Below are 24,936 nucleotides of genomic sequence, written 5' to 3'. Positions count from 1 at the left end.
GGGTGGAAGTCTGCCAGATCAGGAGGTGGCTGGGTTTTGGACGCCGATCACCCCCGAAACTGGCCTACTGTTCCACGCCGATGCACAGATTGCGTCGATGCGCAGTCAATATTTTTCCCGTTCCGAGTAGCGTTTCTGTGCAGGATAACACATATATCTTTGCATAATTCAACGCCGATCAAAAATATTGAAGTTATATTAATTATTGATTGACATATTGCAACTTGCGCACTAGCTTTATGGTTATTGTTCGATGGGCCTGAAACTACCGCGGATTTGTTGGTGCAATTGTTTTAATTTCTTGTCTATTTGAGATCATGCATAAATTCATCAGTGCTCTAATTGTTTAGTATCTGTGCGTTAACTCCATGCTCTCCTTCCATGAAACCCGGCGGGGCGAGGCTTGGCTAAAAGTTTCGCTGGCTGGGATCATCGTATTGGGAGGAGGCGATCATGATGTCGGCGGATGAAGGCACGGATCGTCATTGTCAGGACATTCCCCGTATGGATCAGGATGAACAGCAGCGCATACGGCCCGGCCCTTTGGCGATCGTCGGTATCGGTGCCTCGGCAGGTGGCCTCAAAGCCATCACGGCCCTGCTCAGAGCGATACCGGCTGACAGCGGCTTGACCTTTGTGGTGATTCAGCACCGGATTCCGAACAATGAACGATTGCTTGCAGACCTGTTGAAAAATGTGACGGTGCTGTCGGTCCATACGGCTCATGACGGGATTCCGCTGGAGGCCGATCACATCTATATCGCTCCGGCGGGTCGGTTGCCGACCATGGAGGCCGGCCAACTGCGCATCCGAGAATCGCAGCAGTCTGTCGACGCGACCCTGCCCATCGACATCTTCTTCCGCACACTGGCGACCGACCAGCAGGAGAAGGCGATCTGCGTCGTGCTGTCCGGTACCGGCGCCGACGGCACCAATGGACTGCGTTCGATCAAGGAATGCGGTGGACTTGTGGTCGTACAGGATCCGACGACCGCCGACTTCGACGACATGCCGGGCAGCGCCATCGCCACCGGCATGGCCGACTATATCCTGCCGCCGGAGCGCATGCCTGGCGCCATCGTCGATTTCGTTCACCAACCCTATATCGGGCCGGCAACGGTTCAGAAGACTGATGCGCCGGACGGCGCACTGGACGGCATCCTCGATCTGCTGAGTGCACACACCAAGCGCGATCACAAGGCTTACAAGCCGCGGTCGCTGACCCGCCGCATCGAGCGGCGGATGGGGATCCACCATATCGCCGATATGACGGAATACCGGGCCTTTCTGGGCACCCACCCGGCCGAAATCGAACTGCTGTCCCGCGACATCCTGATCAGCGTGACGCGCTTTTTCCGCGATGGTCCGGCGTTCGACATCCTGGCCGGAGAATACATCGTCCCGCTGGTGCGGAACCAGCCGGCGGGCAAGCCGATCCGCGTCTGGGTCCCAGCCTGCGCCACGGGGGAAGAGGCTTACTCCATCGCAATCCTGTTGATGGAGGCCTGCACACGGTGCGGCGTATCCCCCGGCTTCCGGGTCTTCGCAACCGATGTGGACAATCGGGCGCTGACCGTCGCCCGCACCGGTCTGTATCCCGAAACCATCACGGTCGACGTGTCGGTCGAACGGCTCGCCCGCTTCTTCACCAAGGCCGAGGACGGCTACAAGGTCGCCAAGCCATTGCGCGATGTGGTTTCCTTCTCCCAGCACGATCTGCTCAGCGATCCGCCTTTTTCCAAGCTCGACCTGATCAGTTGCCGCAACATGCTGATCTATATCGAGCCGGACGTACAGAAGGCCATCTTCGCCCTGTTCCATTTCGCCTTGTTGGATAATGGCGGCCTGTTCCTCGGGACAGCGGAGAACCTTGACACGCTCTCCGACCTGTTCGCACCTCTTTCAAAAAAATGGCGCCTCTACCGGAAGATCGGTACGACGCGCAGCAGTGCGATGGCGGTCCCGCTGACGGGCGGACGGTCTGCGGTCCCGGTACCGGCACTGCCAACCCCTTTGCGCGGCACCAGCCCGGCGGACATCATCCGACAGGCCCTGCTGCTTGAATACGCGCCGGCGGCAGTTCTGATCGACGGGCTGCATCGCATCCAGTATCTCTTCGGTCCGACCGGCGATTTCCTCGACCTGCCGACGGGAGAACCGCCCTGGGATCTGACGGCGATGGCACGCGGGGAATTGCGCCTGCAACTCCGCCGCGCCGTCGCACAGGCGCTCGCCGTGCATGGCCGGGTTCAAATCTCCGGAATTCGGCACAAGCGTCACGGTGTTGTGGTGCCGGTGACCGTTCTGGTCATCCCGGTGCGTTTCCCACGGACCGGCAGCGACTTGCTTCTGGTGACATTCACGGCGGACCACGCTGTACCAAGCACGCCGGTCGCCGAGACCGCGCCGCTGCCGATGGAAATTGACGGAGTCGAACAGCTCGAAAACGAACTGCGCATGACCCGTGAGGAGTTGAACGACACCATCGAAGAACTCAGCGCCACCAGCGAGGCGCTGCGGGTCGCCAACGAGGAGATCCTGTCGATCGGGGAGGAGTCCCAGTCGACCACGGAGGAACTGGAGACATCCAAGGAAGAGCTGCAATCCCTCAACGAGGAACTCAGCACGCTGAACTCCCAGCTGCATGAAAAGGTCGACGAGCTGGAGGCGACCACCAACGATCTGGGCAATCTGCTGAGCAGCACCGACATCGCCACGGTCTTCCTGTCGTCAGACCTGCGGATCAAGCGTTTCACGCCGTCGGCGACCCGGCTGTTCGCTCTGCTGCCGCAGGACGCCGGCCGCCTGATCACCGACATCGCCCGACATTTCTCCGATCCTTGCCTGCTCCCCGACATCCGGTCGGTGCTGTCATCCCTGATGCCGTCGGAACGCGAAGTGTCGACGGACGACGATGCGACCTTCCTTCGCCGCATCCAGCCCTACCGGACGCAGCAAGGCCGGGGGGAGGGGGTCGTGATCACCTTCAGCGACGTGACGCCGCTGAAGCGCACCAGCCTGGCCATGGCTCTGCAGGCCCGCCAGTACAAGCTGATCGCCGATCTCGGGCGCAAGGACCTCATCGGAGCGGAGGGCTCGGAGACACTGACGGAAGCGGCCCGTCTGATTGCCGAAGGGCTGGGTGCGGACGGCGTCGCCATCCTCGGTCCCAGCGAGGATCCATCGGGCCGGCGCACCGGGGACGCTGACGATCTGGTCCTGCTCGGCAGTGCCGGCCTCTCCGTTCCACAGGAGCCTGCCGTCCAGATCCCCAGCGACATGTCGACACTGGTCGGACGGGTGTTCCGGTCCCGGCAGCCGTCGATCGTCGAGGATTTTGCCACCGATCAACGTGTCCGCTCCTCCATGGCGCTGTCGGGCAGCAACTTCGTCAGCGGTCTGTCGGTTCCCTTCGGCGCCGCCGCACGCGGACCATTTATTCTCGCGGTTCTGAGCCGCAAGGCCGGACGGTTCAACGATGCCGACCTGGAATTCGTCCAGGCCATCGCCAGCGTGCTGGGGCTGGTCATCGAACGGGCGGGGGTGCTGCGCACGGCGCGGGCTGAGCGCGATTTCGCCCAGGCCATCGTCGACACGGTCCGCGAACCGCTGCTGGTGCTGGACGAGATGCTGCGGGTGGTCGGCGCGAGTGCGGCCTTTCACCAATCCTTCGCCACCACGCCGGACGGCGTGCTCGGCATTCAACTGGCCGAGACGGCCGGCGGTCTGCTGGCCGATCCCGAACTGCGCCGGGCACTGGAACGGATCGTACCCGATGGCACGGTCATCGATGCGCTGGAACTGACCATCGGTCAGGGTGTCGGCGACCAAGGCGCCGAGGGACGCCGCACCCTGCTGCTGAACGCCCGCCGGCTCAATCAGGCGGGAGGGCTGATCCTGTTGGCGATGGAAGACGTCACAGAGCAGGTGCGCGTGCGAGAAGCCCTCGCCGCCGCCAAGGCTGCCGCCGAACTGGCAAGCGCCAGCAAAACCCGATTTCTTGCCGCTGCCAGCCACGACCTGCGTCAACCGGTCCAGGCCCTGCTGATGTTCCATCATCTGGTGGCGATGCAACCGCAGGGCGAGGCGGCGGCAAAGCTGCTGGTCAGCATGGGCAACGCACTGGGCGCCATGACCGCCATGCTCGACGACATCCTGGATGTGTCGCGCCTCGACGCCGGCATCATCCATGTGACGCTCCGGTCATGTCCGGTCCAGACGGTGATCGATTCGCTGTGCGCCGAGTTATCGCCGTTGGCCGAGGCTGCCGAACTGACATTGCACAGCGTTCGGACCAGCCTGTCGGTGCGGAGCGATCCCAAGCTGCTGGAGCGCATCCTGCGGAACTTCATTGCCAACGCGATCAAATACACCGACCAGGGTCGTATCCTGGTGGGTTGCCGCCGTGCCGGGCCGAACCTGCGCATCCAGGTTTGGGACACCGGACGCGGCATTCCGCCGAACCAGTTGGCGTCGATCTTCGAGGAGTTCCATCAGGTCGACAATCCGGAGCGTGACCGGCGGCAGGGGCTGGGGCTGGGACTCTCCATCGTGGATCGCCTCGCCGCGCTGCTCCATCACCCGATACGGGTCAAATCGGCGCCAGGGCGGGGATCGGTGTTCGAAATCCTGGTTCCGTTGGCCAGTCCGGACGCTTCCCTTCCGAAGGACGAGGAGATAGCCGTATCCGACGGCGGCAACGGCGAGCGGGTGGTGGTGATCGACGACGATCCGACCGTTCTCGACGGGGTCGCCGCCTTCCTCCATGAATTGGGCTACGATGTGGTGGCTGCATCCGATGGCGACACGGCGGTGGAGCGGTTGGGGAACGGGGTACCGGATTTGGTCATCGCCGATTTCCGGCTGAAGGGCACAGAAACCGGATCGGCGGCAATCCGCCGGCTGGAGCGGCATTTCGCCGCCCGGCTGCCCGGAATCCTTCTGACCGGAGACACCTCGCCCGCGCGCATCCGGGAGGCGAGCGCCAGCGGCTTCCTGTTGCTGCACAAGCCACTGAGCCCGGAGCCTTTGCTGACTGCCATACGACACGCCCTGACGGACCGGTCCGTGGAGTCGGGAACCGCCTGATGATCCTCTACCCGGATCCTCTGCCAAGGCTGGTCAAGCAACTCAGGGTTCCACCTCATCCGTCCAGATCTGGAACCCTGCCAACTGAACACCTCGATAAACCACCTCTGCACGCGCGTTGAGGGCAGCGAAAGACCCGCGCTCGTGGAAAAGAAGCGTTCTTTGGAGACTGAAATCCCGATTTAGCCCAAAAAATGGCGGAAATATGCGGCGCTATCGGTGATATACGTGCGTAGTTCGCTTCTCAAGCCAGATCAGACGTCGGAAATTGTACGCGAGGTTGGCGATCCAGAACTCCACCATTGCGCGAGCGAGGCCGATGGTGCAGCCCCGGTGTCGGCCGCCCCTTCGGCTTTTCGGAAATGCACCGTGCTGCGGCGTCCCGCCTCCGCGATAGCCGCTTTGTTGGCTTCTGAACGGTAGGCGCTGTCCGCCCACACCCGGCTGTCGATGTTGATGTGCGACTTGTAGCCTACGAGCCGGCGCAGGACGTCCCTGGACACGCTGAGCGCCGGTCCCTCGATGACTGGCTGGCTGCCGCCCGCCGGAACGTCGCTGGAAGGCTTCGCGTCCGGGCTTCGGAGGACTTGGCGGCCGTACGGGCGCAGCATAATCGACTGAGCTGACCTGAATATCGGGGACAGCTCAGCGGTCGTCTTCAAAATTTATAGGCGATGCATCGCTCGACTGACGGCATTAAACATCTACCGGCGGCAGAGTCAATTCTCGGTGGCTTCGCGCCCCCGCAACCAAAATCACTGAACGCCCCGGATCGAAAGAGCCGGGGTGTTTGTGCGTTTGGGTCTTGCCCATCCGGGCGGCGCCCTCGCAGACCACCAGCACGCCGGCCAGCTCGCCGTGCAGGTCGGCATCCAACCCCGCGCCGGCGGGGGAGGGCGTCAGGACGACGCGGTCGATCATGATCCGCACCATCTCCATCGCGTCGGCGTTGTACTCGCCGCCAGTAAGAGCAGCTTCCAGCGCTTCCACCTTGCGGCGGTAGAGGTCCGACAGCTGGGGGTGCAGCAGGACCGCCGGCAGGTCGGCGTCGGGCTTCTCGGCGGTGCGCGCATCCGCTCGATCTTGTTCGGCAGCGTGCGCTGTCTTTTTTCCGCGTCACGCCGTGACGTTGGAAGAACCGGCACACGATGCTGGGCAGTGGCCGATACCCCACCGTCTCGTCCAGGCGCTCGGCCACCTCTGCCAAGGTCAGATCGGGCTTCTCCCCGATCGAGCCAAGGATGAGGTTCCGATGCTCGTCGAACCGATGCGAGCGGACATTGCCACCGCGCTTGTCCGGGCTCAGGTCGCCGCGTGTTCGTGCACGGGCAAGCCAGCGGATCGCCGAGGAAACCCCAACCTCGAAGCGCGCCGCGGCTGCCCGGCAAGACGCTCCAGCCGCAACCGCCTCCACCACACGCCGTCGAAGATCGACAGACAGGGCTTTCGACATTCAGACCGGCCTCCTTCAACCAGTCCGAAGCTTGAATCACAAATGACCGCTCGTGGGAATCCCTCGATTCAGATGCCGGTCAATCCGCCTCTAGAATGCCAGTCGGGTGTCCAGCATCAGGATGTGGGCCCGGTCCGTCAGATCGCCGCCGTTTGCCGCACCGCCCGACAGTGTCGAGCGGACATAGTCATACTCCACCCCGGTGGTCAGTCCGGGGGCCACGGTCCAGGTGACGCCGCCCTGCCAGATGTCAGCCTTGGCGGGCGTCGTCATGGTCGCCACGTCGTTGCCCAGCGCGCGCATGTAGTTGGCGGCGAACAGCAGCGGGCCGCTGATATACTGGGCGCCGACGATCAGGTTCTGCTGGTCGCGCGACTGCGCGATGCCCTTGGCATAGCCGCTGTCGCCGCTGTAGGCGTAGCTGACGCCGACCTTCGCCGGCCCGTAGCCAACATTGGCGCCGACATGGATGGAATTCAGATCCTCGAAGGACTGGCTGACGATGCCGTCGCTCTGCCGTACCGCCTTGCCGGTCTGGTAGAAAGCGCTGGCCTCCACCGTCACGTCACCGAACGCGCTCTGGAAGGCGGCCCCGGCTTCCACCACGTCACGGAAGGCGAGCGCATCGCCCAGGGCATCGACCTTGCGGCGGTTGACCGAAGTGTTGGAATCGCCGGTCCGTGGGGTGTAGGACACTGCGGCCTGCAAACCGCCGAAGCTGGGGCTGATGTAGATGAACTTGGTCCCAGTATCGTAGGACACCAGCGTGCGCAGGCTGGTCGCGGCCAGCGGCAGGGCGGCATAGGTGGATGAGCCGTAGAGGAACAGCAGGCCGTTGCTGTCTGGGCTGCCGGCGATGCCTTCGGTGTTGGGGCCGATGATGCCATATTCGTCCGACAGCCCGTTGATCACGCCGGCCTGCACCGTGCCGAAGGCGCCGTTGGCGTACAGATAGGCGCGGTCATTCTCCACCGTCCGGCTCGACACCGACGGATCGCCGTTGCCCGAGACTAGGCGCAGCCGGGCGCCGTATGTCAACCCGTTGTCGGCGGTGGCGGACGGGGTGACGGTCAGGCGCAGACGGTTGGCGAACTCGGTCGATCGCAGCCCGTCGTCCTGCTTCTGGCTGACATAGGCGCCCTGGAAATAGGCATCGCCGCCGATGGTCAGACTGAATTCGGCCTCGGCAAGGGCCGGTGCTGCCTGGAGCGCAACGACGGCGGTACCGGCCAGGGCTGCGGTGCGAAGGATGGAGAAGGAGGGCATCGGGCGCATGGGGATGGTCATTCCAGGAATGGGCGGCGTTGGATGGGTGGCGTTGAATGGGACAGCGGGCGTCAGGCGGCGGGCTGGGCTGCCGGAAACCAGCGTCGGCCGAAGGAGGTAAGGTTGTCGTCGGTCAGGCGGGCGAGGCAGAGGATCTCCACGCTTTCGGCCCAGCGCGGGTTGAGGCGGCGGAATTGGGCGACCGCCGGGCTGTCAAGCTTGGCCTCGCTGATGGCGCGGGCCTCCTCCGTCAGGCCGTAGCCCTGCCATTTCCAGTCGATGGTGCCTGTCTCGGCATCGTAGTAATGGGCGAAGCATTCGCGGCCGATGTGGTCGCGAAGGGCCCGGTCCATTCCATCGAGTGTCTGGTCGGCATTGGGTGTGTGGCGGATGAACAGCATCGGCATGTAACGGTAGGAGCGGTAGCCGACCGCGCTGTAACTCCAGTACCAAAGCCGTCCCGACCGGTCGGCGCGTGCCCGGTCGATCATTTCGGAAACCATTGCGCGCACCAGCCCGTTCGATCCCCAGAAGCGGCGTTCCAGGATGCAGTGGGCGGTGTGGAAGGCGCCGACGGCGGTGCCGGCGATGTCGACCTCCTGGCGGTAGACCGTGGCGAAGCCGACCAGTTCGCCGGTCTCCGGATCTTCCTGAAGGACACAGTGGTCGAGGTCACCCAGTTCCTCGTTGAAATAGTCCTCGCCGTAGCCCTCGAACCAGACGCTGAGCAGAGCGAACATCACCGCCCGCCGCTCAGGCGTCAGGGCGGCGGGTTCGACGATGCTGGTCCGCAGGGGGTGTTGGGACGCGCGCGGCGTCATGCCGCTCCTCCGGACAGGTAGCTGGCGGCACCGGCGTCGCGGACATCGGCGCAGATGTCCTCGTAGTTGCAAGTGATCTCCTCACCCGCGGCGATGGCGCGGCGGGCGACGAACATCCGCCAGTCGCCGGGGTCGGCCCGGCCGATGGACGGTTCGTCGTCGTGGTTGAGGAAGCGGGCGTCGTCCCCTGGCAGGAGGACGCCGACCCCGTCGATCACGCAGCCATGGAAATCGGCCAGCCGGGCGACCTGCGGGAACTCGTCCAGCAGGGCGTCGTCGGGGGCGAAGAGGCGGTCGATGCGGGCATCGAACCGCCACACCGGGGTGCCGGCCGCGACCGACTCCTCGGCGAAGAGACCCAGCCCGTGGATCGGGCTGGCTGCGAGGCGGGTGGGGATGAGGAGCGGCATGGCGTTTCTTTTGTTCCCGGCGACCCAGTGATGCGTCAGGCGGCAGCGGTGGCGGCGGGAGCCAGCGATTCGTCGAACTCGAAGCTGGCGGCGTCGTCGACGAACTGCTCCTCGATGGTCGTGCGCGGCTGCTGCAGGCAGACGCCGATGTAGTCGGCGAAGCGCGGCGGCGGCGCGAAGCCTTCAGCCAGCAGGCGGCTGTTGTCGAAGGCGATGTCCTGTGCGGTGAAGCGGTGGTACTTGCGTCCGCCGGCGGCCATCGTCCGGTGCAGGATGTCGCGCTGCGGGAAGGCGAGGCGATAGGCGCGGTCGAAGGGCTTCCAGCCTTCCGGACCCTTCGGGTCGAAGAAGCTGTAGGGGCGGGTGCCCTCATGGCCGTGGCTGGTGAAGGCCGCTTCGAAATCGACCCAGGTGGTCCGGCTGCCGATGCCAGCGGAGATATGGTAGAGGTTGTGCTTCAGGTCAGGCTTGCGCAGCAGGTCGTGCAGCCGGGCCGAGGCCCAGTCCACCGGCACGATGTCGATGAAGCCGTCGGGCGAGCAGGGCAGGATTCCGGTCCGGTCGACCAGACGGAAGAACCAGAAGATGCTGGCGCTGGGGCGCACGCCCAGTTGGGTGTGGCCGACGACGATCGACGGGCGGCAGACGACGATCGGCAGGTCGGGGAAGCCGGCGGCGAGAGCGCGCTCGGCCGCCGCCTTGCTGCGGGTGTATTCAACGATGTGTGGCGTGTCATGGCCGGGGGCCGGAGCCTCGCTCACCATTTCCAGCCACGGCGTCTCGCCGCAGCAGAAGGCGGTGCCAATGTGCAGGAAGCGCTGGAGATGCTTCATCCGGCGGGCACGGGCGGCCAGCGCCAGCGTGCCGTCGACATTGATCTGCCAGACCGAATGGCGGCTGTCGAAGGAGGTGTCGGCGGCGACGTGGACGATGTGGGTCACCGCGTCCAGCCGCGGGTCGGCGCTGGTCGCCAGCGATTGCAGGTCGCCCGGCAGGATCTGGCACAGGCCGGCATAGGCCTCGGCCGTGGCGCTGTCGACGCAGCGCGCAAGGTTGGCGGCGAGGCGGGCGCGGCAGGCGGCTTCGTCGGCGCCGCGGATCAGCAGAAGGCAGTCCGCCGCGGTCCCGTTCCGCACGGCGTCGAGGTAGAAGGAGCCGCCGAGGAAGCCGGTACCGCCGGTGAGAAGGATCATGGTGTGCCTCTGTCTCGCGTCTGAAGGGATGGGGGCAGGGGGAGAACGAAGGGAGGAAGGGAACCCGTCTCAGGAAGAGGTGGGGAGGAGATCGGGGGCAGGAATGCCGCCTGGGGGAACCGTGGTGATGAGCTGGCGGATGCCGCCGCGGTCGACTTGAAGCTGGACGTCGGCCGCGTCGAAATAGGCGTCGTCGTGGGTAACCGCGATCACGGTGATGCCGCGCGCCTTCAGCCAAGGAATGATCTCGCGGTAGAACTTGCGCCGGAAATAAGGCGACTGGTCGGCCGCCCATTCGTCCAGCACCAGCACCGGCTTGCGCTCCAGCAGGGCGGCAATCAGGGCGAGGCGCTTCTTCTGGCCCTGCGACAGATCGACGGTGGTGAAGGCGCGGCCGTCGATGGCGACCTTGTCCGACATCTCGAGCAGGTCGAGAAGCTCCTCGGCGTAGCCGTCGTCGAGCGTCGCCGCCCCGTAGAGCTGGCGGGTCACATGGCTGTCGGAGAAGACCACCGCGAAGCGGTCGCGGTGGGCGGCAAGTCCGTCCGGCCCGACCGTCACGCCGTCGACCGATAGGCTGCCGCGCTGGATCGGATAGAGCCCCAGCAGCATGTGGATCAGCGTGCTCTTGCCGGCGCCGTTATGGCCGGTGATGAAGACGACGCTGCCGCGCTCGACCGTCATATCCACCGGGCCGACGGTGAAGGACCCCGCGCCGTCGCGGCCGGCATGGCGGAAGGTGGCGCCCTCCAGCGCGATGGTGGAGAAGCCGTCCTCCGATCCGCTGCCGCGGCCTGGAGCCACCGCCTGGGGCGCCGCCTTCAGCTCCGCCTCAACCGCGAGGTAGGAGCGGGCGGCGGTCTCGGCGGCGATATAGGACGGGTAGGAGGCGACGATGGTGATGACCGGATAGGCGATGAAGGCGGCGGCATGACCGGCCAGGATGACGGTGGCGATGTCGGTGTTGGTCACTGCCGGCAGCAGGAAGATGATCCCGGCCAATGCCGCGTAATAGGTCAGTTCGCTGATGGTGAAGTAATGGCTGTACTCCGCACCGAAGCGATGGCGTTCCTTGCGCAGGGTTTCGGCGCAGGATGTTGCGTCGGCCAGCGCGTTGGCGGCACGGCGGCGGTTCAGCTTGCATTCCCGCAGGGACTGCAGGATGTGCTCCGACCGTTCCGACAGGGCGCTTTCGGCCTCGTGGATCGTCTCCGACATCAGTTCCAGCCGGATGACGGAGCGGCCGATCAGGATGCCGCCGACAACCAGGAAGCAGAGCACGATCAGCACCGCCGCACCCGACAGGGTGGCGAGGTACAGCAAGCACAGCAGGATGGCGGCAACCGACTGGAAGCTGATGACCAGGGTCGGAACCGCCTGGGTCAACATTTGCAGTTCCGCTCCCGCCACCTGGGCGAGGCGGGAGGGGCCGACGGCCATCGCGTCCGGCAGATCGGCGGCCACCGCGCGGCGCAGCAGATCGACGCGCAAGAGGGCAAGGGCAGCCTGCATGCGCTTGGACGCCGCGTTCATCATCCAGCCCTGGGCAATCCGCCACAGGAAGGCCGACAGCAGGAAGACGATCAGCAGCCGCTGCAAGCCTTCCGGATCGTCAAGCGCCAGCAGCGCGTCGTTCAGCGAGGTCAACAGGGCGAGGTTGAGCGCCGCCGCCAGCACCGCCAGGAGCAGCAGTGGCTGCATGTTGCGCAACGCCTCGCGTCTCAGAATGCGCCAGAGATCCATCGCCGCCTCACTTCGACTGGATCATGTCGAGCAGCTTGGACGGCGACACCTTCGACAGGATTGGCGCCGATGCCGCGGTCTTCGAGCCGTCCTTGGCCCCCTCCTTCGCCGGTTCGGGCTTGATGGCGGGGGTGGGCGCCGCCGGATACGCGGCTGTGGGAGCGGACTCGCCGCCGGTGTTCAGGCTGGGCATCTGGGCGACCGGGGTCTGGCCCGGCGTCCCCTCACCGCTCAGCGACGGCAGCTGCGAAACCGGCGGCACGGCGGTGCTGGTGGGTACCGAGGTCAGCTTGGCGTTCGGCGACGCGGGCGGTGCGCCCGGCATGGCGGCGGGAGTGCCGGGTGCCGGCGTGCCGTTCTGGCCGGAGGCGGCGTCAAGGATCAGCGGAAGCCCGCCGCTGGCGGCGTTGCCGATCACGACGATCTTGGCGTTGGGCGAGTGGGCCAACTCCAGCGTCGCCTCGATGCCGCGCCAGCGCAGGTAGTTTTCCGTCAGGTTGGCCTGCACGGTCTCCTGGAAGGCGCGGATGCCCTGGCCTTCCAACTGCTTGCGCTGGCTTTCGAACAGCTCGCGCTGCAGGCGGAATTGGTATTCCTGCGCCGCCTGGTCCTGCTGAATCTTGCGTTCGATCGACGCCATGATCGCTTCGGGCAGGGAGACGTTGCGGATCAGGATGTCCTGGATCAGCAGATAGCCGGTCTTGGTCCGCCCGTCCGGCTTCGGCACATTCTCCGCACCGATCAACTGGGCATACATCACGCGGTCGGCGACCTGCTCGTAGGTTTCGGTCTGCACCCGCAGGCGGCGATGGGCATACAGCTCGTCCGCCTTGAAGCGCGACACGATCTCGCGCGAGACCGATCCGACTTCAGGCACCAGCAGCACTTCCAGGTAACGCGGGCCGACATTCTTGTGCAGGGCGGCCAGCATCTCCGCATAGGGGCGGTAGCGCACCGTGATCTCGATGCTGACGTTCAGGCCGTCGTTGGCGATGGCCGAGTAGGAGCGCGTGTCCTCCTGCAGGCGAAGGTCGTAGATCTCGATCTTGTCCCACGGGAAGATGACGTGAACGCCTTCGGGGAGCGCCGGCGCCATCTGGGTGCCCTGGTGGAAGCGCTTCCACAGCACGCCGCCATGGCCGGCCGGAATGAAGACGACGATGGACGGGGCGAAATAGAGGAAGATCAGGATCCCGACCAGCAGTGTGCACAGGAGGGACCGGCGGTGTTCGTCGTACCAGTGGGCCAGCAGCGCGCGCAGGTGCGACTTCGGCTTCGGCAGCGCATCGGCGTCGTCGATGGTGAAGGCCTGGTCAGCCATATCACGCGGTCTCCTGCAAGCAAGCCATGGCCGGGCCGACGGCGGGGCCCATGGCGGGGCGGGACACGGCCGTTGCGGCCGGCATGTCCATTCGCCCGTTGTTTATTTCGCCGCAGGTCATGCGGCCGTTGGTCATTCGAATGGTGACGTCGCAGACCGACGACACGTCGCCGTCGTGCGACACGAAGATTACGGTGCGGCCGAGCGACCGCAGCTTACCGATGATCTCGTTGGTGAAGCGGATGCGGAACTCGGCGTCCTGGTCGGAGGTCCATTCGTCGAGGATGACGACCGGCCGTCCTTCCGCCACCGCGACCGCCAGGGCGACGCGCCGGCGCTGCCCCTTCGACAGGTCGCGGTTCAGCATGCCGTCGCCGGTATCCGGAACCAGATGGTCGATCTTCAGATAGGCCAGCATCTCGCGGAACAGCTCGGCGTCGAAGCCGGGGCCCTGCGGCAGCCGGGTGAACAGGTGGTGGTCCTGGAACACGGCGCAGAACAGGTCGCGGTAACTTTCCAGCCGGTCGGTCTCCACCGGCTGCCCGTCGAGCAGCACCTGCCCTTCGTCAGGACGAAACAGCAGGGGGATGATGCGAAGCAGGGTGGACTTGCCGGATCCGTTGGAGCCGACGATGCCGACCACGCTGCCGGCCGGGATGGTCAGGTCGACCGGACCGATCACGAAGGGTTCCGGCCGCAGCCCGGCGCGGTAGGCGAAGCTGACGCCGCGCAGTTCGATGCTGGAAAAACGGCGTGGGGCGCGGGCGGTGCGCGACGGCTCGTATTCCATCGCCGGCATGGTGGCGAGCAGTGCCGTCAGCTGTGCCGCCGCATCCTCGGCCGCCACATAGTCGGGCACGGCGTTGAGGAACTTCGACAGCGGGCGGGCCAGGAACAGGATGACCGAGGTGACCAGCGGCAACTCGGACGCCGACATCGCGCCCATGCGCGGGAAGACGAAGACGAAGACCGCCGAGAAGCCGATGATGATCGTCGCGATCCAGGAAAACAGTTCGCCCAGGTTGCGGCCGTGGCGGCGCTTAAGTTCTTCCCAGCGGGCGACGTCGACCTCCACCGCCTGGGACAGCTCGTCGCGGCGCGCCTTGCCCAGCTTGACCTCGGCATTGCCGCCGACCAGTTCGGAGAAGCCCTGGAGCATCCGAAGCTCGGACTCCTTGGCGGCGCCCAGCAGGCCGCGGGTCCGCTGCGCCTCGCGCACGTACCAGCCGCCGACCAGCACGGCCGCAACCAGCAGTAGCGTAGCGCCCACGGTGGACAGCGTCCAAAGGTAGAGATAGGCGACCGCGGCTACCAGCATCATGTTGGCGGCGATCGACAGGTTGGGCAGCAGGGCCGCGATGCGCTCCAGATGGTGATTGCCCAGGTCGAAGGACCGCTTGGCCTGCAAATCCAAGATGTCGGCGTGGCCGCCTAGCGTGACGTGGCGCAGGAACCGCCGCCGCACGTCGGCCAGCGCGCTGAAGGCGGTGGTCAGCGTCAGGGAGACGAAGCGCTTGCCGAAGGCATAGGCGACCAGCAGCGACAGGCAGAAGACCAGGAAGGGGGTGTCCAGCACCTCGCCATGCATCCAGCCGTTCAGCTCCGCGCTGAGACTGATCAGGCTGATGAGGTTCGCGGTGGCGGCGATGCAGCCGGTCAGGACCAGCCGGGTCAGAATACTGCGGTCGGCAAGGCCGATCAGCGGTAGCAGATAGGACGGCGGCCGGCTGGGGGGAGGAGTGCGCTTGCCCATAGACCGGTCACTCCGCCAGCCAGTTGTCGAGGATGCGGGCGATGGTGCCGTTGTCGCGCAACTTGACGAAGGCGGCCTGCAGTCGATCCGCCTTTTCCTTGCGCGCCTTCGGAAGCGCGATGTAGCGGGGGATCAGGCCGGCGGGCTTCGGCAGCACGCGCACGTCCTTCAGCCGGCCGTCCTGCTTGGCCATGTAGTTCAGCACATGCAGGTCGCCGATGATGACATCGACCCGGCCCAGGATGAGGCGGCGGAAGTTGACCACGTTGCTGCTGGAGGCAAGCTTGTCCAGATAAGTCGCGGCGTCGAAATCGGGCGCGTAGGAGAAGCCGTCGACCACGCCGATCCGGTAGGGGGTGAGATCCTCCAGTCGGTCAAAGGTGATCGTCGATTCCTTGCGCACCATGAACACCGTGGTGCCGGTGCGGAACGGCCCAATCATGTTGTATTGCGCGAAGCGGGCGGGTGACGCGATGAACTGGAAGCCGATGTCGGCGGTGTTCTCGTCCATCGACTGCACCACCTCTGACCAGGACAGCGGGCGGTGGACCGGGGTGACGCCCAACTCCTTCAGCAACGCGTTGACGATCTCGGTGTCAATGCCGGTGCGATTGCCATTGAAGGAGTAATTATAGGGCGGGAAATGGTCTTCCGACGCCACGGTCCAATATTCCGCGTTCGCCGGGAAGGACATGGCAAGTAGGGCCAGCAGGCTCAGCAGCAATGCCGGAAACAGCGGCCGGCGTGGCCGTGCTGTGGGATGGGTGAGGGTCATGACTGCGGTCACGCCTTCGCCTGCTTCTTGCGACGGGAGGTCAGCAGGATCATGACGAGGAGGGCGCCGGGCGGCGTTAGAACCACCGCCAGAAAGGCATAAAGCAGGAAGCCGCCGCGGCGGCCGATCCCCAGGAACCCGACCAGCAGGCAGAGACCGATATAGATCAGCTCGAACACGGCGATGCTTCCCTCTTTACCCGGCGTTCGGTCGTTCAGGCCTTAACCGGCCTTCTGGATCGGCTGCTCGTCCATCTGCGGTGCGGCGGCCGGGGCGTCGGCGGCCTGACCCTTGGCGGCCTCGAACTCCTTGCGGAAATACTCGCGCATCGCATCGATATCGAAGTCGAGCAGCGTGCCGCCGGTTTCGAAATGCTGGGCAAACACCTGGCCCAGAGCCCGGGTCGCCGCCAGCGACAGCGCCGGCATCACCGCCACGCCGAGCGCGGTGCCGATGAAGGGGACCGCCTTGACGGCGGAGCCCAGGACGCTGGAGCTGAGAGCCCCCGGCATGACGCCGCCCAGCAGGGCGCCGACGATGGCGCGGGTCCGCTCCTGCGCGAACTCGACTTCGTAGAGCTTGGCGAGCTTGTGGACGAGGTTCAGCTGCGCCGCGCTAACGGCGGCGACGTCGGCGCCCGGAACGGGGATCAGCCCGAAGGCGCCCGAGGCGTAGCTGTGATACTTGATCAGGTCCTGGGCACGCTTCTTACGGTCTACCATGATCCGAAGCCTTTCTCGGGTCGGGAAGTGTTGATCGGTGGTGGATATTCCGATGCGAAACACACGTTTCCATGCATCTCGCATCGCCGAGCCGAGCTTCCTGAGGGAAAGCAGCAGCCTATCGTCAATTGCAGACGCAGCGATTGACAAACAAATGGCGTATGCTGCTCAGGGGCAGCGAAGAAATTAGCAAATCGTGATTAGATCTTTTCTGGCAGGATCTTTAAGCCTGCCATAGTGGCTTGAGCTAACTTACTGATACGTTTTTATTGATTAAAATCGTATTAAGTCTCAATTAGGGTCGATGAGGTTTTTTATAGGATATTGGATCGCCTTGTTGCGGCTTGTGACGAAAAATATCATTAGTTTTTCTTGTGGTCACTGCATTGTGCTACCTGGAAGGGAAACGGAACGGCAGGTCGAGCGTTTTGGCCGACAGAGACGCGCGCGATCCGGCGGCAATCGACGCGGTCATGAACAGGATTGTGTCGCGTGCCGGTTCGCCGCCGATGGTCTGGGTCGGCAAAGCGATGCGCAGCAAGACGCCGTCACCGGTAGCTGAGGAGGGAGCCGACCGGCTTCTCAGCAGGCGGAGCAGCGCCCAAGGGCCGCGTTCCACCAGGGTCAACGTGTCGCCCGCAGCGGCCTCGGCCTCGCTCGCCATGGCGCTTTTCGGCCGGTAGGGCGAACCGGAGGCCCAGCGGAAGCTGATCTGCAGCGGCTGACCGATCTTCCAGACCAACTGCTCGGATCCGGTGGAGGCGCCGACCGCACCGGATTCGGAACGGACGGACCAATCGATGATATGCTCCGCCCCAAGCTCTTGGGCCCGGTTTGTGCCGTAAGTGAAACGGACCCTCACGGGCACATTGCGCGCGACCGTGTCGAGCAGCGGCCGCGCCGCTTCCATCTTCTCCAGGAAAGCGACGAGTTCGGGCGTCGCCGACCTCGTGATTGCGGGCCGGTTCTCATCAAGCTGTTCGAAGAAGCGGCGGACCTCCTTAGGATCGGCATCGGGCGCGCCGCGGGCGAGGTCGGAGCGGACGAAGGGGAAGCGGCCGGCCAGCGATTGGGCGAAGATTGCATCGAGCGTCATCACTGCCGCGCCCGGCTCCGGGGCAGAAACCCCGGCGGACGTGATCGGCAATGGCGGCAGCCGGGCAGGTGGCGGGGCTGTGTACGACGCAGGCGCTGGATCGGTGGCAACTGGTTGTTCGGGCATGGGGGAAACCGCTGCCTGCGCCTTCGGCGCGGATCGCGTCTCGACAGCCGGTGCAGCCGAAACGGCCTCAACGGACTTGCTTTCGGGAACGGTGGGCTTGGCCGGCGCCGGTTCGTCCGGAGCCTTGCTGGCCAAGGCGGCGGCCATTTGTGCCGGCAGTGCGGCGACGGCAGGGGTCAAGGCCAGTGCTCCTCCCTCCCCGCTTACGAGCAGGCGGCCGACCGGCACGGCGTCGAGCGCCAGGATGGCGGCACGGGCCGACGTGGCGGCGGTCGACAGCGCTTCCGTGATGCGGTCGGTGGTGTCGCGGCCGGGCAGGTCGGCGATCGCCGCCTTCTGGAGCGCCAGCTTGACGGCATCGGGCAGGCCGCGCGCGGGGTCCTGCAACGCGGCGGCGATCGGCCAGGCGGCGGCCTCGGCGACGGCATCGACCAATCGGCGGACTTCTGCGACATCCTCTTCGGTCGGCGCCTCGGGAAGATCCCGCAGACGCCGGGCCAGCGCCTGCGCGCGGAGGCGCAAGGGATTGCGGGTATAGAGTTCGTCGGCGAGCGGGGTGGCGAGTTGTACCGACTCCGCCCGCAAGGCGACCGCGATGGTCCTGGCATCCAGGTTGGGAAGGTCGGCACCGGCGGCGATGCGCGTGATGAAGCCGTCGGTCGCCGTCACCGGCGGGCGGGGGACGGCACCATAGACGCTTTCCGCCAGCGCGATCAGCTCGTCGAACCCGCTGTTCCGGCGGAAGCGGTCGTAACGCTCCAGTGCGTCGCGCCGGCCGCCGATGCGGTCCAACTGTGCGGCCAGCCGGCGGAAGGCCGGCAATTCCTCGACGCTGCGGGGATTGGTGACGGGAGGCAGGTCGGTCAGGGCGGAACTGGGCAGCAGCGCGTCGCGGATCGGCCGCAGCACCGCGCGGCGCAGGGTGACCGAAGCGAGCCGCCGCTTGTCCTCGTCGACGCTGCTGAACAGGGAGGTCGGCAGCAGCGGCGTGGCGAGCCGGTCGCGCTCCATCGCGGCGGTGGCGGCGATCACGCGGGTCACCATCGGGGCGTCGGCGACCGCGTCGTGCGACAGCAGCGCCCGCCGCAGGTCGGTGACCGAGTCCGCGACGGCGGGGCTGCCGGCCGAGACGGTGGCGAAGCCGTGCCACGCCGCGAGCGACAGCACCGCGGCGGAGGCGGCCAGCGTTGCCTGCGCGATCCCGCGTCGGCGGTGGCCCTTCAGGAAGGCGGCCTCGGACGGACGGCCATAGCCGGGCTCGGCGAAGGCGCGGCCGGGCAGCAGGTCGCGGGCGAAGGCCGGGCGGCGCCCGCCGGTCGCGGTGGCGCAGACGCCGGTCAGGGCGATCCCGCGCAGCGGGAAGGGTTCGGCGGCCTCATCTCCTCCCAACGCACCATTGAGGAACAGCGCCAGCGGGTGCCGCAGCGTTTCCAGCGACGAACCCAGCAGTGGCAGGCGGACCCCGGCGGTTCCGGCGTCAAGGGCGTCCGCCTCCAGCAGTGCCAGGTCCGACCGGATGGCGTCGAACGCCTCGCCCACCCGGGCGGGGTCGAAAGGCTGCAGCCAGTCCTGCTGGCCGGTCCACCCCAGCGTGCCGTCCAGCATGGCGGCGGGAACCGCGGCGCAGAGGTCGGCGAAGCCCTCGAGGGCCTCTGCCCGCACTACGACCACATGCACCGGGCAGACCATGCCGAGGTTGTCGCGGATCGCCCGCAAACGGGCGCGCAGGGCCTCTGCCCGCTTGGCCAGGGCCTTGCGCGGCGCCTCGCGTTCGGCGGCGGCGCACAGCTCGTCGGCGCCGACCATCAGCAGGATGCCGTCCAGCGGGCGGCGCATCGGCCGCTTGCCCATCGCCGCGACCAGCGGCGGCCAGGAGGCGTCGAGTTTTGAGCCGTCGGCGGAGTCGGCACCGGCATGCAGGATCGCCGCCCCTTCGCAGAACCACCAGCAGCCGTCCCCGCCACCGCCATCCTCCGGCCAGCTGACATGGGTGGGGTCGGTGGCGAGCAACGCCGGACCGCCGACGCCGAAGGCGAGGAACCAGGGAATGTCGCCGCGCCGCAGGGGGACGCGCATCTGCCGGGTCAGGATGTCCAGCCCTTCGCCGTAGATGCGGGCCAGCGGAGGCTTGTCGGCGGCGCCTTTCGACGGAGGCGGCGCCTCCGCCCTCACATGCAGGGGCGAGGATGCCATGGCCTTGCGCGCCATCGTCTTGTTGCGGACCGGGGCCTTGGCGGCGGGCTTGCGGCCGCGGCGCAGCCGGGCGCGCAGCGTGGGCCAGACCGTCCGGGCCGCCCGGTAGAGGATGTAGAGCGGCAGCGCCGCCAGCGCGTAGGGCAGAAAGGCGAAGACGAAGGACAGGACCCAGCCGATGGCCGAGCCGATGGTGGAGAGCAGGAACTCCAGCGTCAGGATCAGTAGGACCATGACAGCCCCATATCCTCGACCGCGGACCGGGCGCCGCGCAGGTCACGCTGTAGATCGTTCACCGCGGTGGACCACAGCAGATGCGAAACCAGCAGGAACAGCGCCGCCACGCCGCCGGCCGCCATCCACCAGCGCCGTGCCGAGGGAAGGAAGCTGCCGAGCACCGCACCCGCCGGCGGATCATAGGCGCGCGGGCTGGCAAGGCCGGCCCGGATCGGCTCGGTTCCACCCTCCCTGCCAGTGACGATACGGTGCAGCGGGGAGCGCCGCGCCGCCGCCTGCGCATCGTCGGGAAATCCCAGGGCCAGAGTTGCGAGATAGACGGTGGCAAGCCCGCGGTCGGCCTTGGCGCCCTGGCGGATCAGGTCGTCGGCCTGGACGAACAGGGTCTGCACCGTGGCGTTCGCGCCGAACAGCCGGCCGGCGACGACGGCATCGGCCGGCTTCACCTGGGACAAGGCCTGGTCGGCCAGCATCGCCATCGCGAAGGCCGCCTTCACCACCATGCCATGGGCCACAGGTCCCTGGGCGGTCGCCGCGCTGCTCATGCCATGGAGCGTCGCGACCAGCCGTTCGGCCACCGATCCGGCGGGGGCCTGCTCCTGAGCGCACCCGGCCAGCAGATCGGTGTGGAAGGCGCGGAACAGGGTCAGAACACCCGGACCGGTTCCGCGCGTCGCTTCCAGGGGGAGAACCGGCGCGGCCGGAGCTTCGCCGGGCAAACGGGCAGGCGAGGGGGCAGGCCGGACGGTCACGGTGTTGTGTCCTTCGGCAGCGTAGCCACGGTGAAGCCGTTGCGACCCAGCCGGATGTCCAGGGCGCCCGCGCCATCCAGCGACTGGCGGTGGGTGCCCGGCGTGCCGTAGCGGGCGAAGACGATGGTTGCGATCGGGGTGGCGGCGAAGGGCGGCAGGCTGTGCAGGATCACGCTCTGGCCGGGCACCATCTCCCACGATGCAATGGCGATCTGTCCGGCGGCCTCTCCGTTCAGGACCGCGCGGTCACGAAACCATGTGGCGGCGTCGAGCGAACCGAGCCGGCGCGCCAGAGCGCCGTCGGCTACCCGGACCACGTCGACGGCCACCGGATGGCGGTCGTTGGCGTCGGCATCGGCCACAATGCGAAGAATGGGGGCGGAAGTGCCGCTCGCGCCGCTATTCGCGTCCGGACGGGCGGATCTGTCCGCGGCGCAAGCGGCAAGCAGCAGGGCGATCGTCAGAGCCAGACGCTTCATGGTCAGCCGCCCGGCGCCACGGACGCGGCTCCCGGTTGGCCGGCGCAGACATAGCCGGCCGGCGTGTGACGATACCAGTTGCCGGCCGATCCGGCGCAGGGGGCAAGCACCCGGTCGTTCCGCTGGGGTACGGCCGGTTCTCCTGCCGGAATCGCCACGGAGTCGGCTGTATCCCTGCCTGTCGCCGGCCGGTTGGCAATGGCGAAGGACTCCTCATCGTCCTCGACGATCATCACGTAGCGGGTGCGCTTGGACGGATAACGGATGCCGACGTCATAGTCGCCGTCGGCCACGCGCTCCAGGATCGCGGCGGATCTTTCGCCGCCCAGCGGGGCACAGCCCGCCCCGGCAAGCAGGACCGGCAGCAGTGTCGCCGCGGCGAGCCGGCGGCAGGGGAAGGGGCGTGTCATCGGAATGGTCCTGCTCATGCCGGTATGGTCGTGACGGTGCCGGTAACGGTGCCGATTGCAGCACCCGTCTCCATCAGGTCGGGCGGGGTCGGGTCGATGCCCGCGTCGGCCAGCGTGTGGTAGACGGACCGCCAGACCAGTTCCGGCACGGCGAAGCTGGCGTCATGGTCCTTGACCCAGAAGAACAGGTTGTACTTGCACAGCCACTGGCCGTTGACGGCGCGGAAGCCGTCATAGCGGACGAAGGGCAGGCCGCCGGTCGCGCTGGGCATCACCCGATCGGCGGCGCGCAGCGCACCGGTCAGCAGGCCGCCCATCCGTCCGGGATCGTGGCGCGCATCGGCGAAATATTCCAGCTTCATCGATACGCGTTCGACCGCGCTGAAATTGACGACGGTGGCCTCCGACACCTTGGCGTTGGGCATGGCGACGATGAAGCCGGCGACGTTGCGCACCCGCACCGTCCGCCAAGTCATGTCCACCACGACGCCGCGGACGATGTCGGTGATCTGGATGCTGTCGCCGATCTGGAACGGCCGTTCGATATTGAGGACGATGCCGGAAAAGACGTTGGCGATGTTCGCCTGGATGGCGAGGCCGACCACCATGCCGACGAGGCCCGATGCGGCCAGTAGGCTGGTGATCGGCTGCTTCAGCACGAAGGCGATGATGCCGCAGCCGGCGAAGCCGAAGACGATGAGGGTGGAGAAGCGGCGGACGATCGCCGGGACCCGGCGCTGGGTGCGGATCTCCAGCGGGGTCCAGACGAAGCGTTCCAGCGTCCGGTCGACCAGGATCGCCGGCACGATCCACCACAGCACGTTGATGCCGTTCACCACCATGGCGATGCCGCTGGCCGGAAGCGTCGCCACCGCCTGGTCCAGCGCGATGTTGCCGGCCGACATCAGCAGAAGCGGCCAGGACAGGATGCGCATGAACAGGGTCTGGATCTTCCAGAACTGGCCGCGGTCGCGCCGGTCCATGAAGGCGGCGAAGACCGCCAGAACGGCGCTGAAGATGGCGATGTAGACGAAGAAGTCGCGATGGATGAAGTCGCGCGCCGCCGGGGCGTCCGGCGTCGCCACCACGCCGAAATCGACGCGGGAGAAGTCGGGCTGGGGCCGGCCGAAGCCGACATAGTTGGGGTCGCCCTCGCTGCTCACGCTGGTGACGTCCTGGGAAATCCAGGCGCGCGCCAGACGCCAGCCGGGCGAGGGGGCCAGCACGCGGCGGGCGCGCAGCTGGTCGAGCAGAGTGGAGCTTTCGCTTTCGCCCTCCAGCGCCCGGCGGAAGCGGTCGGCGAGGCTGAGATCGGCGGCCGAGGCGGTTTCCGCCGCCGCCATCGCCTTCAGCTTCTCCACGAAATCGTTGGTGTTCACCAGCGACATGCCGAGCACGTCGGTGACGAACATCACGGTGTTGCGGTTCTGCGTCCGGTGGCGGAAGCTGACGCCGACCGAATGGCTGCCGTAGGGCGGGCGCTGGTCGGCGAAGTCGAGTGCAAAGCGCCCCTCGATCCGGTAGGCGACATAGGTGGTGACCTCGCCGCGCTCCTCGCGGTAGGGCTTGCCGAGTTCCACCGGCTTGACAGCGTTGGTGAAGACGACGTCGGCCGGATTGAAGGCGCCGCGGTAGCGGAACCAGATGGTCAGGTTCAGCGTCGCTTCGTTGGTATCGGGGTTGAGGTCGCGGATCTCGTGCAGTTGAACGCCGGTGTAGATGACGTCCGTCTTGTACATGAAGCGGTCGTTGACGTAGAGCGCCCGCCCCCGCTGCACCTCCTCCAGGAAGTTGGAGACGCCGGCCTCCCGGATCGGCTGCAATTGGGTCAGCGCCGCCACCGGGTTCAGGCCGTTGTAGGTCGCTATCATCACCGGCAGCGTCGCCTGCCCGCGCGTATCGAAGGTCCAGGCGCCGGCATTGGCCTGGAAGGCGTTTTCGGTCCGGTCGTGGCCGGCGATGGCGAGGCGCAACGCGTCGCCGTCCGGCTTGCCGGTGCCGGCGGGGAAAGCTGCGATGGCGCCGGCGATCAGGTCGACGCCGTCGGCCCCCAGCGCCGCCGCCCAGTCGGGCACCGCGTTGAAGCGTTTGACATACTGGCCGTAGAAGCGCTGCGCCCGCTCGTTCGCCGTGTCGAACAGCACGGGCGACGCGACCACCAGGCCATGGCCGTAGGCCTCCGGCGTCAGCGCCTTGGGATTGGCCTGTGTCTGGGTGACGATTTCGGTGCGGAAGGCGGCCGTCGCCATTTCGGAGCCGCCGGCGATCAGGTTGCGCACGCCGGTGTCGCGCAGCGCGACCACCACGCGGGCGCTGTCCACCGCCGACCCGATAACGACGATGGCGCCGGTCGGCATCTTCTCCTTCACCGCCTGGGCGAGCGCCGGCAGGGCGCCGGCTCCGCCGCGTCCGGGGGCGTAGGTCCACTGGTTGACCAGCTTGGTGCCGAAGCGCTGGAGGATGGTGTCGAACTGACCGGCCAGGGAGGCCGCCTGCTCGCTGTCTTCGCGGATGATGGCGACCATCGGTTCGCCCACCACGTTGCGGACATAGTTGGCGAGGAAGCGGGTCTCATGCGTGCGGTCGAAGGCGATGCTGAACAGCCATGGGCTGGGTGCTGCATCCGCCGGGCGGACCAGCGGGCGCGGGGCGATCAGCGGGATCTTCTTCTGGGCATAGATGGCGGTGGCGCTGTCGGTAGCCTCCGGAGTGTGGCCGATCACCGCGACGATGCCGGGATCTTTGGCGATGCGCCGGGCGATCTCCAGCGATTTTCCTTTATCGCCCTCGTCGTCGAAGGGCCTGACCTCAACCGGCCGACCGCCGATGCCGCCTGCCGCGTTGATGGTATCAGCACGCAGAGCCGCACCCTTGCGCAGCGAAAGCCCCAGTGTGGCGTCCGGTCCGCTCAACGGTCCGACAACGGCGAGCGTCAGCGGCTCGCCGCCGCGCTCGCCGAGGAAGCCGGCGCGCACCACCAGCGACACCAGCACGGTGACCAGCATCGCCGCCGTCAGGATCAGGGCGAAGCGCGCCTTCTTGGTCATGTGCGACCAGCGCAGCGGCGGCCGGGAACGGGGCTGCAGCGAACTCAGCAT

The 24,936-nt window shown here is 66.6% G+C and carries 17 protein-coding genes; 1 reads left to right on the top strand and 16 read right to left on the bottom strand.

The window, feature by feature from the left end; genetic code table 11:
- Window positions 1-453 precede the first annotated feature (453 nt).
- Window positions 454-5,088, top strand: coding sequence for a chemotaxis protein CheB (locus TSH20_RS32975; protein WP_109157541.1), 4,635 nt, complete (start codon window positions 454-456; stop codon window positions 5,086-5,088).
- Window positions 5,089-5,784: 696 nt separating this feature from the next.
- Here the strand turns inward: TSH20_RS32975 and TSH20_RS36005 are convergent.
- The 16 genes from TSH20_RS36005 to TSH20_RS32905 form a co-directional block, all read right to left on the bottom strand.
- Window positions 5,785-6,078: a hypothetical protein gene (locus TSH20_RS36005; protein ID WP_247871673.1), complete on the bottom strand. Its 294-nt coding sequence runs from the start codon at window positions 6,076-6,078 to the stop codon at window positions 5,785-5,787.
- A gap of 553 nt (window positions 6,079-6,631) precedes the next feature.
- Window positions 6,632-7,816 (bottom strand): porin, encoded by a 1,185-nt coding sequence (locus TSH20_RS32965; protein WP_247871672.1) that lies wholly within the window; start codon window positions 7,814-7,816, stop codon window positions 6,632-6,634.
- Window positions 7,817-7,878: 62 nt separating this feature from the next.
- Window positions 7,879-8,628, bottom strand: coding sequence for a hypothetical protein (locus TSH20_RS32960; RefSeq protein ID WP_199232142.1), 750 nt, complete (start codon window positions 8,626-8,628; stop codon window positions 7,879-7,881).
- Window positions 8,625-9,038 (bottom strand): SET domain-containing protein, encoded by a 414-nt coding sequence (locus tag TSH20_RS32955; RefSeq protein ID WP_109157539.1) that lies wholly within the window; start codon window positions 9,036-9,038, stop codon window positions 8,625-8,627. The genes TSH20_RS32960 and TSH20_RS32955 overlap by 4 nt, the downstream gene beginning before the upstream one ends.
- Before the next feature lie 35 nt (window positions 9,039-9,073).
- Entirely contained in the window at window positions 9,074-10,231 is a 1,158-nt protein-coding gene (locus tag TSH20_RS32950; RefSeq protein WP_109157538.1) for an SDR family oxidoreductase, read from the bottom strand.
- 69 nt (window positions 10,232-10,300) lie between these two features.
- Window positions 10,301-11,974, bottom strand: a complete 1,674-nt coding sequence (locus tag TSH20_RS32945; RefSeq protein WP_109157537.1) for an ATP-binding cassette domain-containing protein — start codon at window positions 11,972-11,974, stop codon at window positions 10,301-10,303.
- 7 nt (window positions 11,975-11,981) lie between these two features.
- Window positions 11,982-13,295 (bottom strand): prohibitin family protein, encoded by a 1,314-nt coding sequence (locus TSH20_RS32940; RefSeq protein ID WP_109157536.1) that lies wholly within the window; start codon window positions 13,293-13,295, stop codon window positions 11,982-11,984.
- Window position 13,296: 1 nt separating this feature from the next.
- A complete protein-coding gene (locus TSH20_RS32935) occupies window positions 13,297-15,048 on the bottom strand; it encodes an ATP-binding cassette domain-containing protein (protein WP_109157535.1) in 1,752 nt (583 codons plus the stop codon).
- 7 nt (window positions 15,049-15,055) lie between these two features.
- A complete protein-coding gene (locus tag TSH20_RS32930; protein ID WP_247874555.1) occupies window positions 15,056-15,835 on the bottom strand; it encodes a transporter substrate-binding domain-containing protein in 780 nt (259 codons plus the stop codon).
- Window positions 15,832-16,002, bottom strand: a complete 171-nt coding sequence (locus tag TSH20_RS35405) for a hypothetical protein (protein WP_169054901.1) — start codon at window positions 16,000-16,002, stop codon at window positions 15,832-15,834. Before TSH20_RS35405 ends, TSH20_RS32930 begins: the two co-directional genes overlap by 4 nt.
- A gap of 42 nt (window positions 16,003-16,044) precedes the next feature.
- A complete protein-coding gene (locus tag TSH20_RS32925; protein WP_109157533.1) occupies window positions 16,045-16,545 on the bottom strand; it encodes a DUF697 domain-containing protein in 501 nt (166 codons plus the stop codon).
- A 391-nt stretch (window positions 16,546-16,936) separates the two neighbouring features.
- Complete coding sequence (locus TSH20_RS32920; RefSeq protein WP_247871671.1) at window positions 16,937-20,194, bottom strand: type VI secretion protein IcmF/TssM N-terminal domain-containing protein; 3,258 nt, start codon at window positions 20,192-20,194, stop codon at window positions 16,937-16,939.
- Window positions 20,182-20,949 (bottom strand): DotU family type IV/VI secretion system protein, encoded by a 768-nt coding sequence (locus TSH20_RS32915; RefSeq protein ID WP_158282106.1) that lies wholly within the window; start codon window positions 20,947-20,949, stop codon window positions 20,182-20,184. The genes TSH20_RS32920 and TSH20_RS32915 overlap by 13 nt, the downstream gene beginning before the upstream one ends.
- Window positions 20,946-21,428 (bottom strand): hypothetical protein, encoded by a 483-nt coding sequence (locus TSH20_RS35165; RefSeq protein ID WP_158282105.1) that lies wholly within the window; start codon window positions 21,426-21,428, stop codon window positions 20,946-20,948. The genes TSH20_RS32915 and TSH20_RS35165 overlap by 4 nt, the downstream gene beginning before the upstream one ends.
- 2 nt (window positions 21,429-21,430) lie before the next feature.
- Window positions 21,431-21,838, bottom strand: a complete 408-nt coding sequence (locus TSH20_RS32910; protein ID WP_109157531.1) for a hypothetical protein — start codon at window positions 21,836-21,838, stop codon at window positions 21,431-21,433.
- A 14-nt stretch (window positions 21,839-21,852) separates the two neighbouring features.
- Entirely contained in the window at window positions 21,853-24,936 is a 3,084-nt protein-coding gene (locus tag TSH20_RS32905; RefSeq protein WP_109157530.1) for an ABC transporter substrate-binding protein, read from the bottom strand.

This window comes from Azospirillum sp. TSH20 (assembly GCF_003115935.1).
Lineage (GTDB): Bacteria > Pseudomonadota > Alphaproteobacteria > Azospirillales > Azospirillaceae > Azospirillum.
This window is presented reverse-complemented; position numbering and strand designations above follow the sequence as displayed.

Bases quoted from the DNA above. Each gene is read 5' to 3' on its own strand.
- TSH20_RS32975 (WP_109157541.1), top strand. From the start codon at position 454: ATGATGTCGGCGGATGAAGGCACGGATCGTCATTGTCAGGACATTCCC.
- TSH20_RS32965 (WP_247871672.1), bottom strand. From the start codon at position 7,816: ATGCGCCCGATGCCCTCCTTCTCCATCCTTCGCACCGCAGCCCTGGCC.
- TSH20_RS32960 (WP_199232142.1), bottom strand. From the start codon at position 8,628: ATGACGCCGCGCGCGTCCCAACACCCCCTGCGGACCAGCATCGTCGAA.
- TSH20_RS32955 (WP_109157539.1), bottom strand. From the start codon at position 9,038: ATGCCGCTCCTCATCCCCACCCGCCTCGCAGCCAGCCCGATCCACGGG.
- TSH20_RS32950 (WP_109157538.1), bottom strand. From the start codon at position 10,231: ATGATCCTTCTCACCGGCGGTACCGGCTTCCTCGGCGGCTCCTTCTAC.
- TSH20_RS32945 (WP_109157537.1), bottom strand. From the start codon at position 11,974: ATGGATCTCTGGCGCATTCTGAGACGCGAGGCGTTGCGCAACATGCAG.
- TSH20_RS32940 (WP_109157536.1), bottom strand. From the start codon at position 13,295: ATGGCTGACCAGGCCTTCACCATCGACGACGCCGATGCGCTGCCGAAG.
- TSH20_RS32935 (WP_109157535.1), bottom strand. From the start codon at position 15,048: ATGGGCAAGCGCACTCCTCCCCCCAGCCGGCCGCCGTCCTATCTGCTA.
- TSH20_RS32925 (WP_109157533.1), bottom strand. From the start codon at position 16,545: ATGGTAGACCGTAAGAAGCGTGCCCAGGACCTGATCAAGTATCACAGC.
- TSH20_RS32920 (WP_247871671.1), bottom strand. From the start codon at position 20,194: ATGGTCCTACTGATCCTGACGCTGGAGTTCCTGCTCTCCACCATCGGC.
- TSH20_RS35165 (WP_158282105.1), bottom strand. From the start codon at position 21,428: ATGAAGCGTCTGGCTCTGACGATCGCCCTGCTGCTTGCCGCTTGCGCC.
- TSH20_RS32910 (WP_109157531.1), bottom strand. From the start codon at position 21,838: ATGACACGCCCCTTCCCCTGCCGCCGGCTCGCCGCGGCGACACTGCTG.
- TSH20_RS32905 (WP_109157530.1), bottom strand. From the start codon at position 24,936: ATGCTGAGTTCGCTGCAGCCCCGTTCCCGGCCGCCGCTGCGCTGGTCG.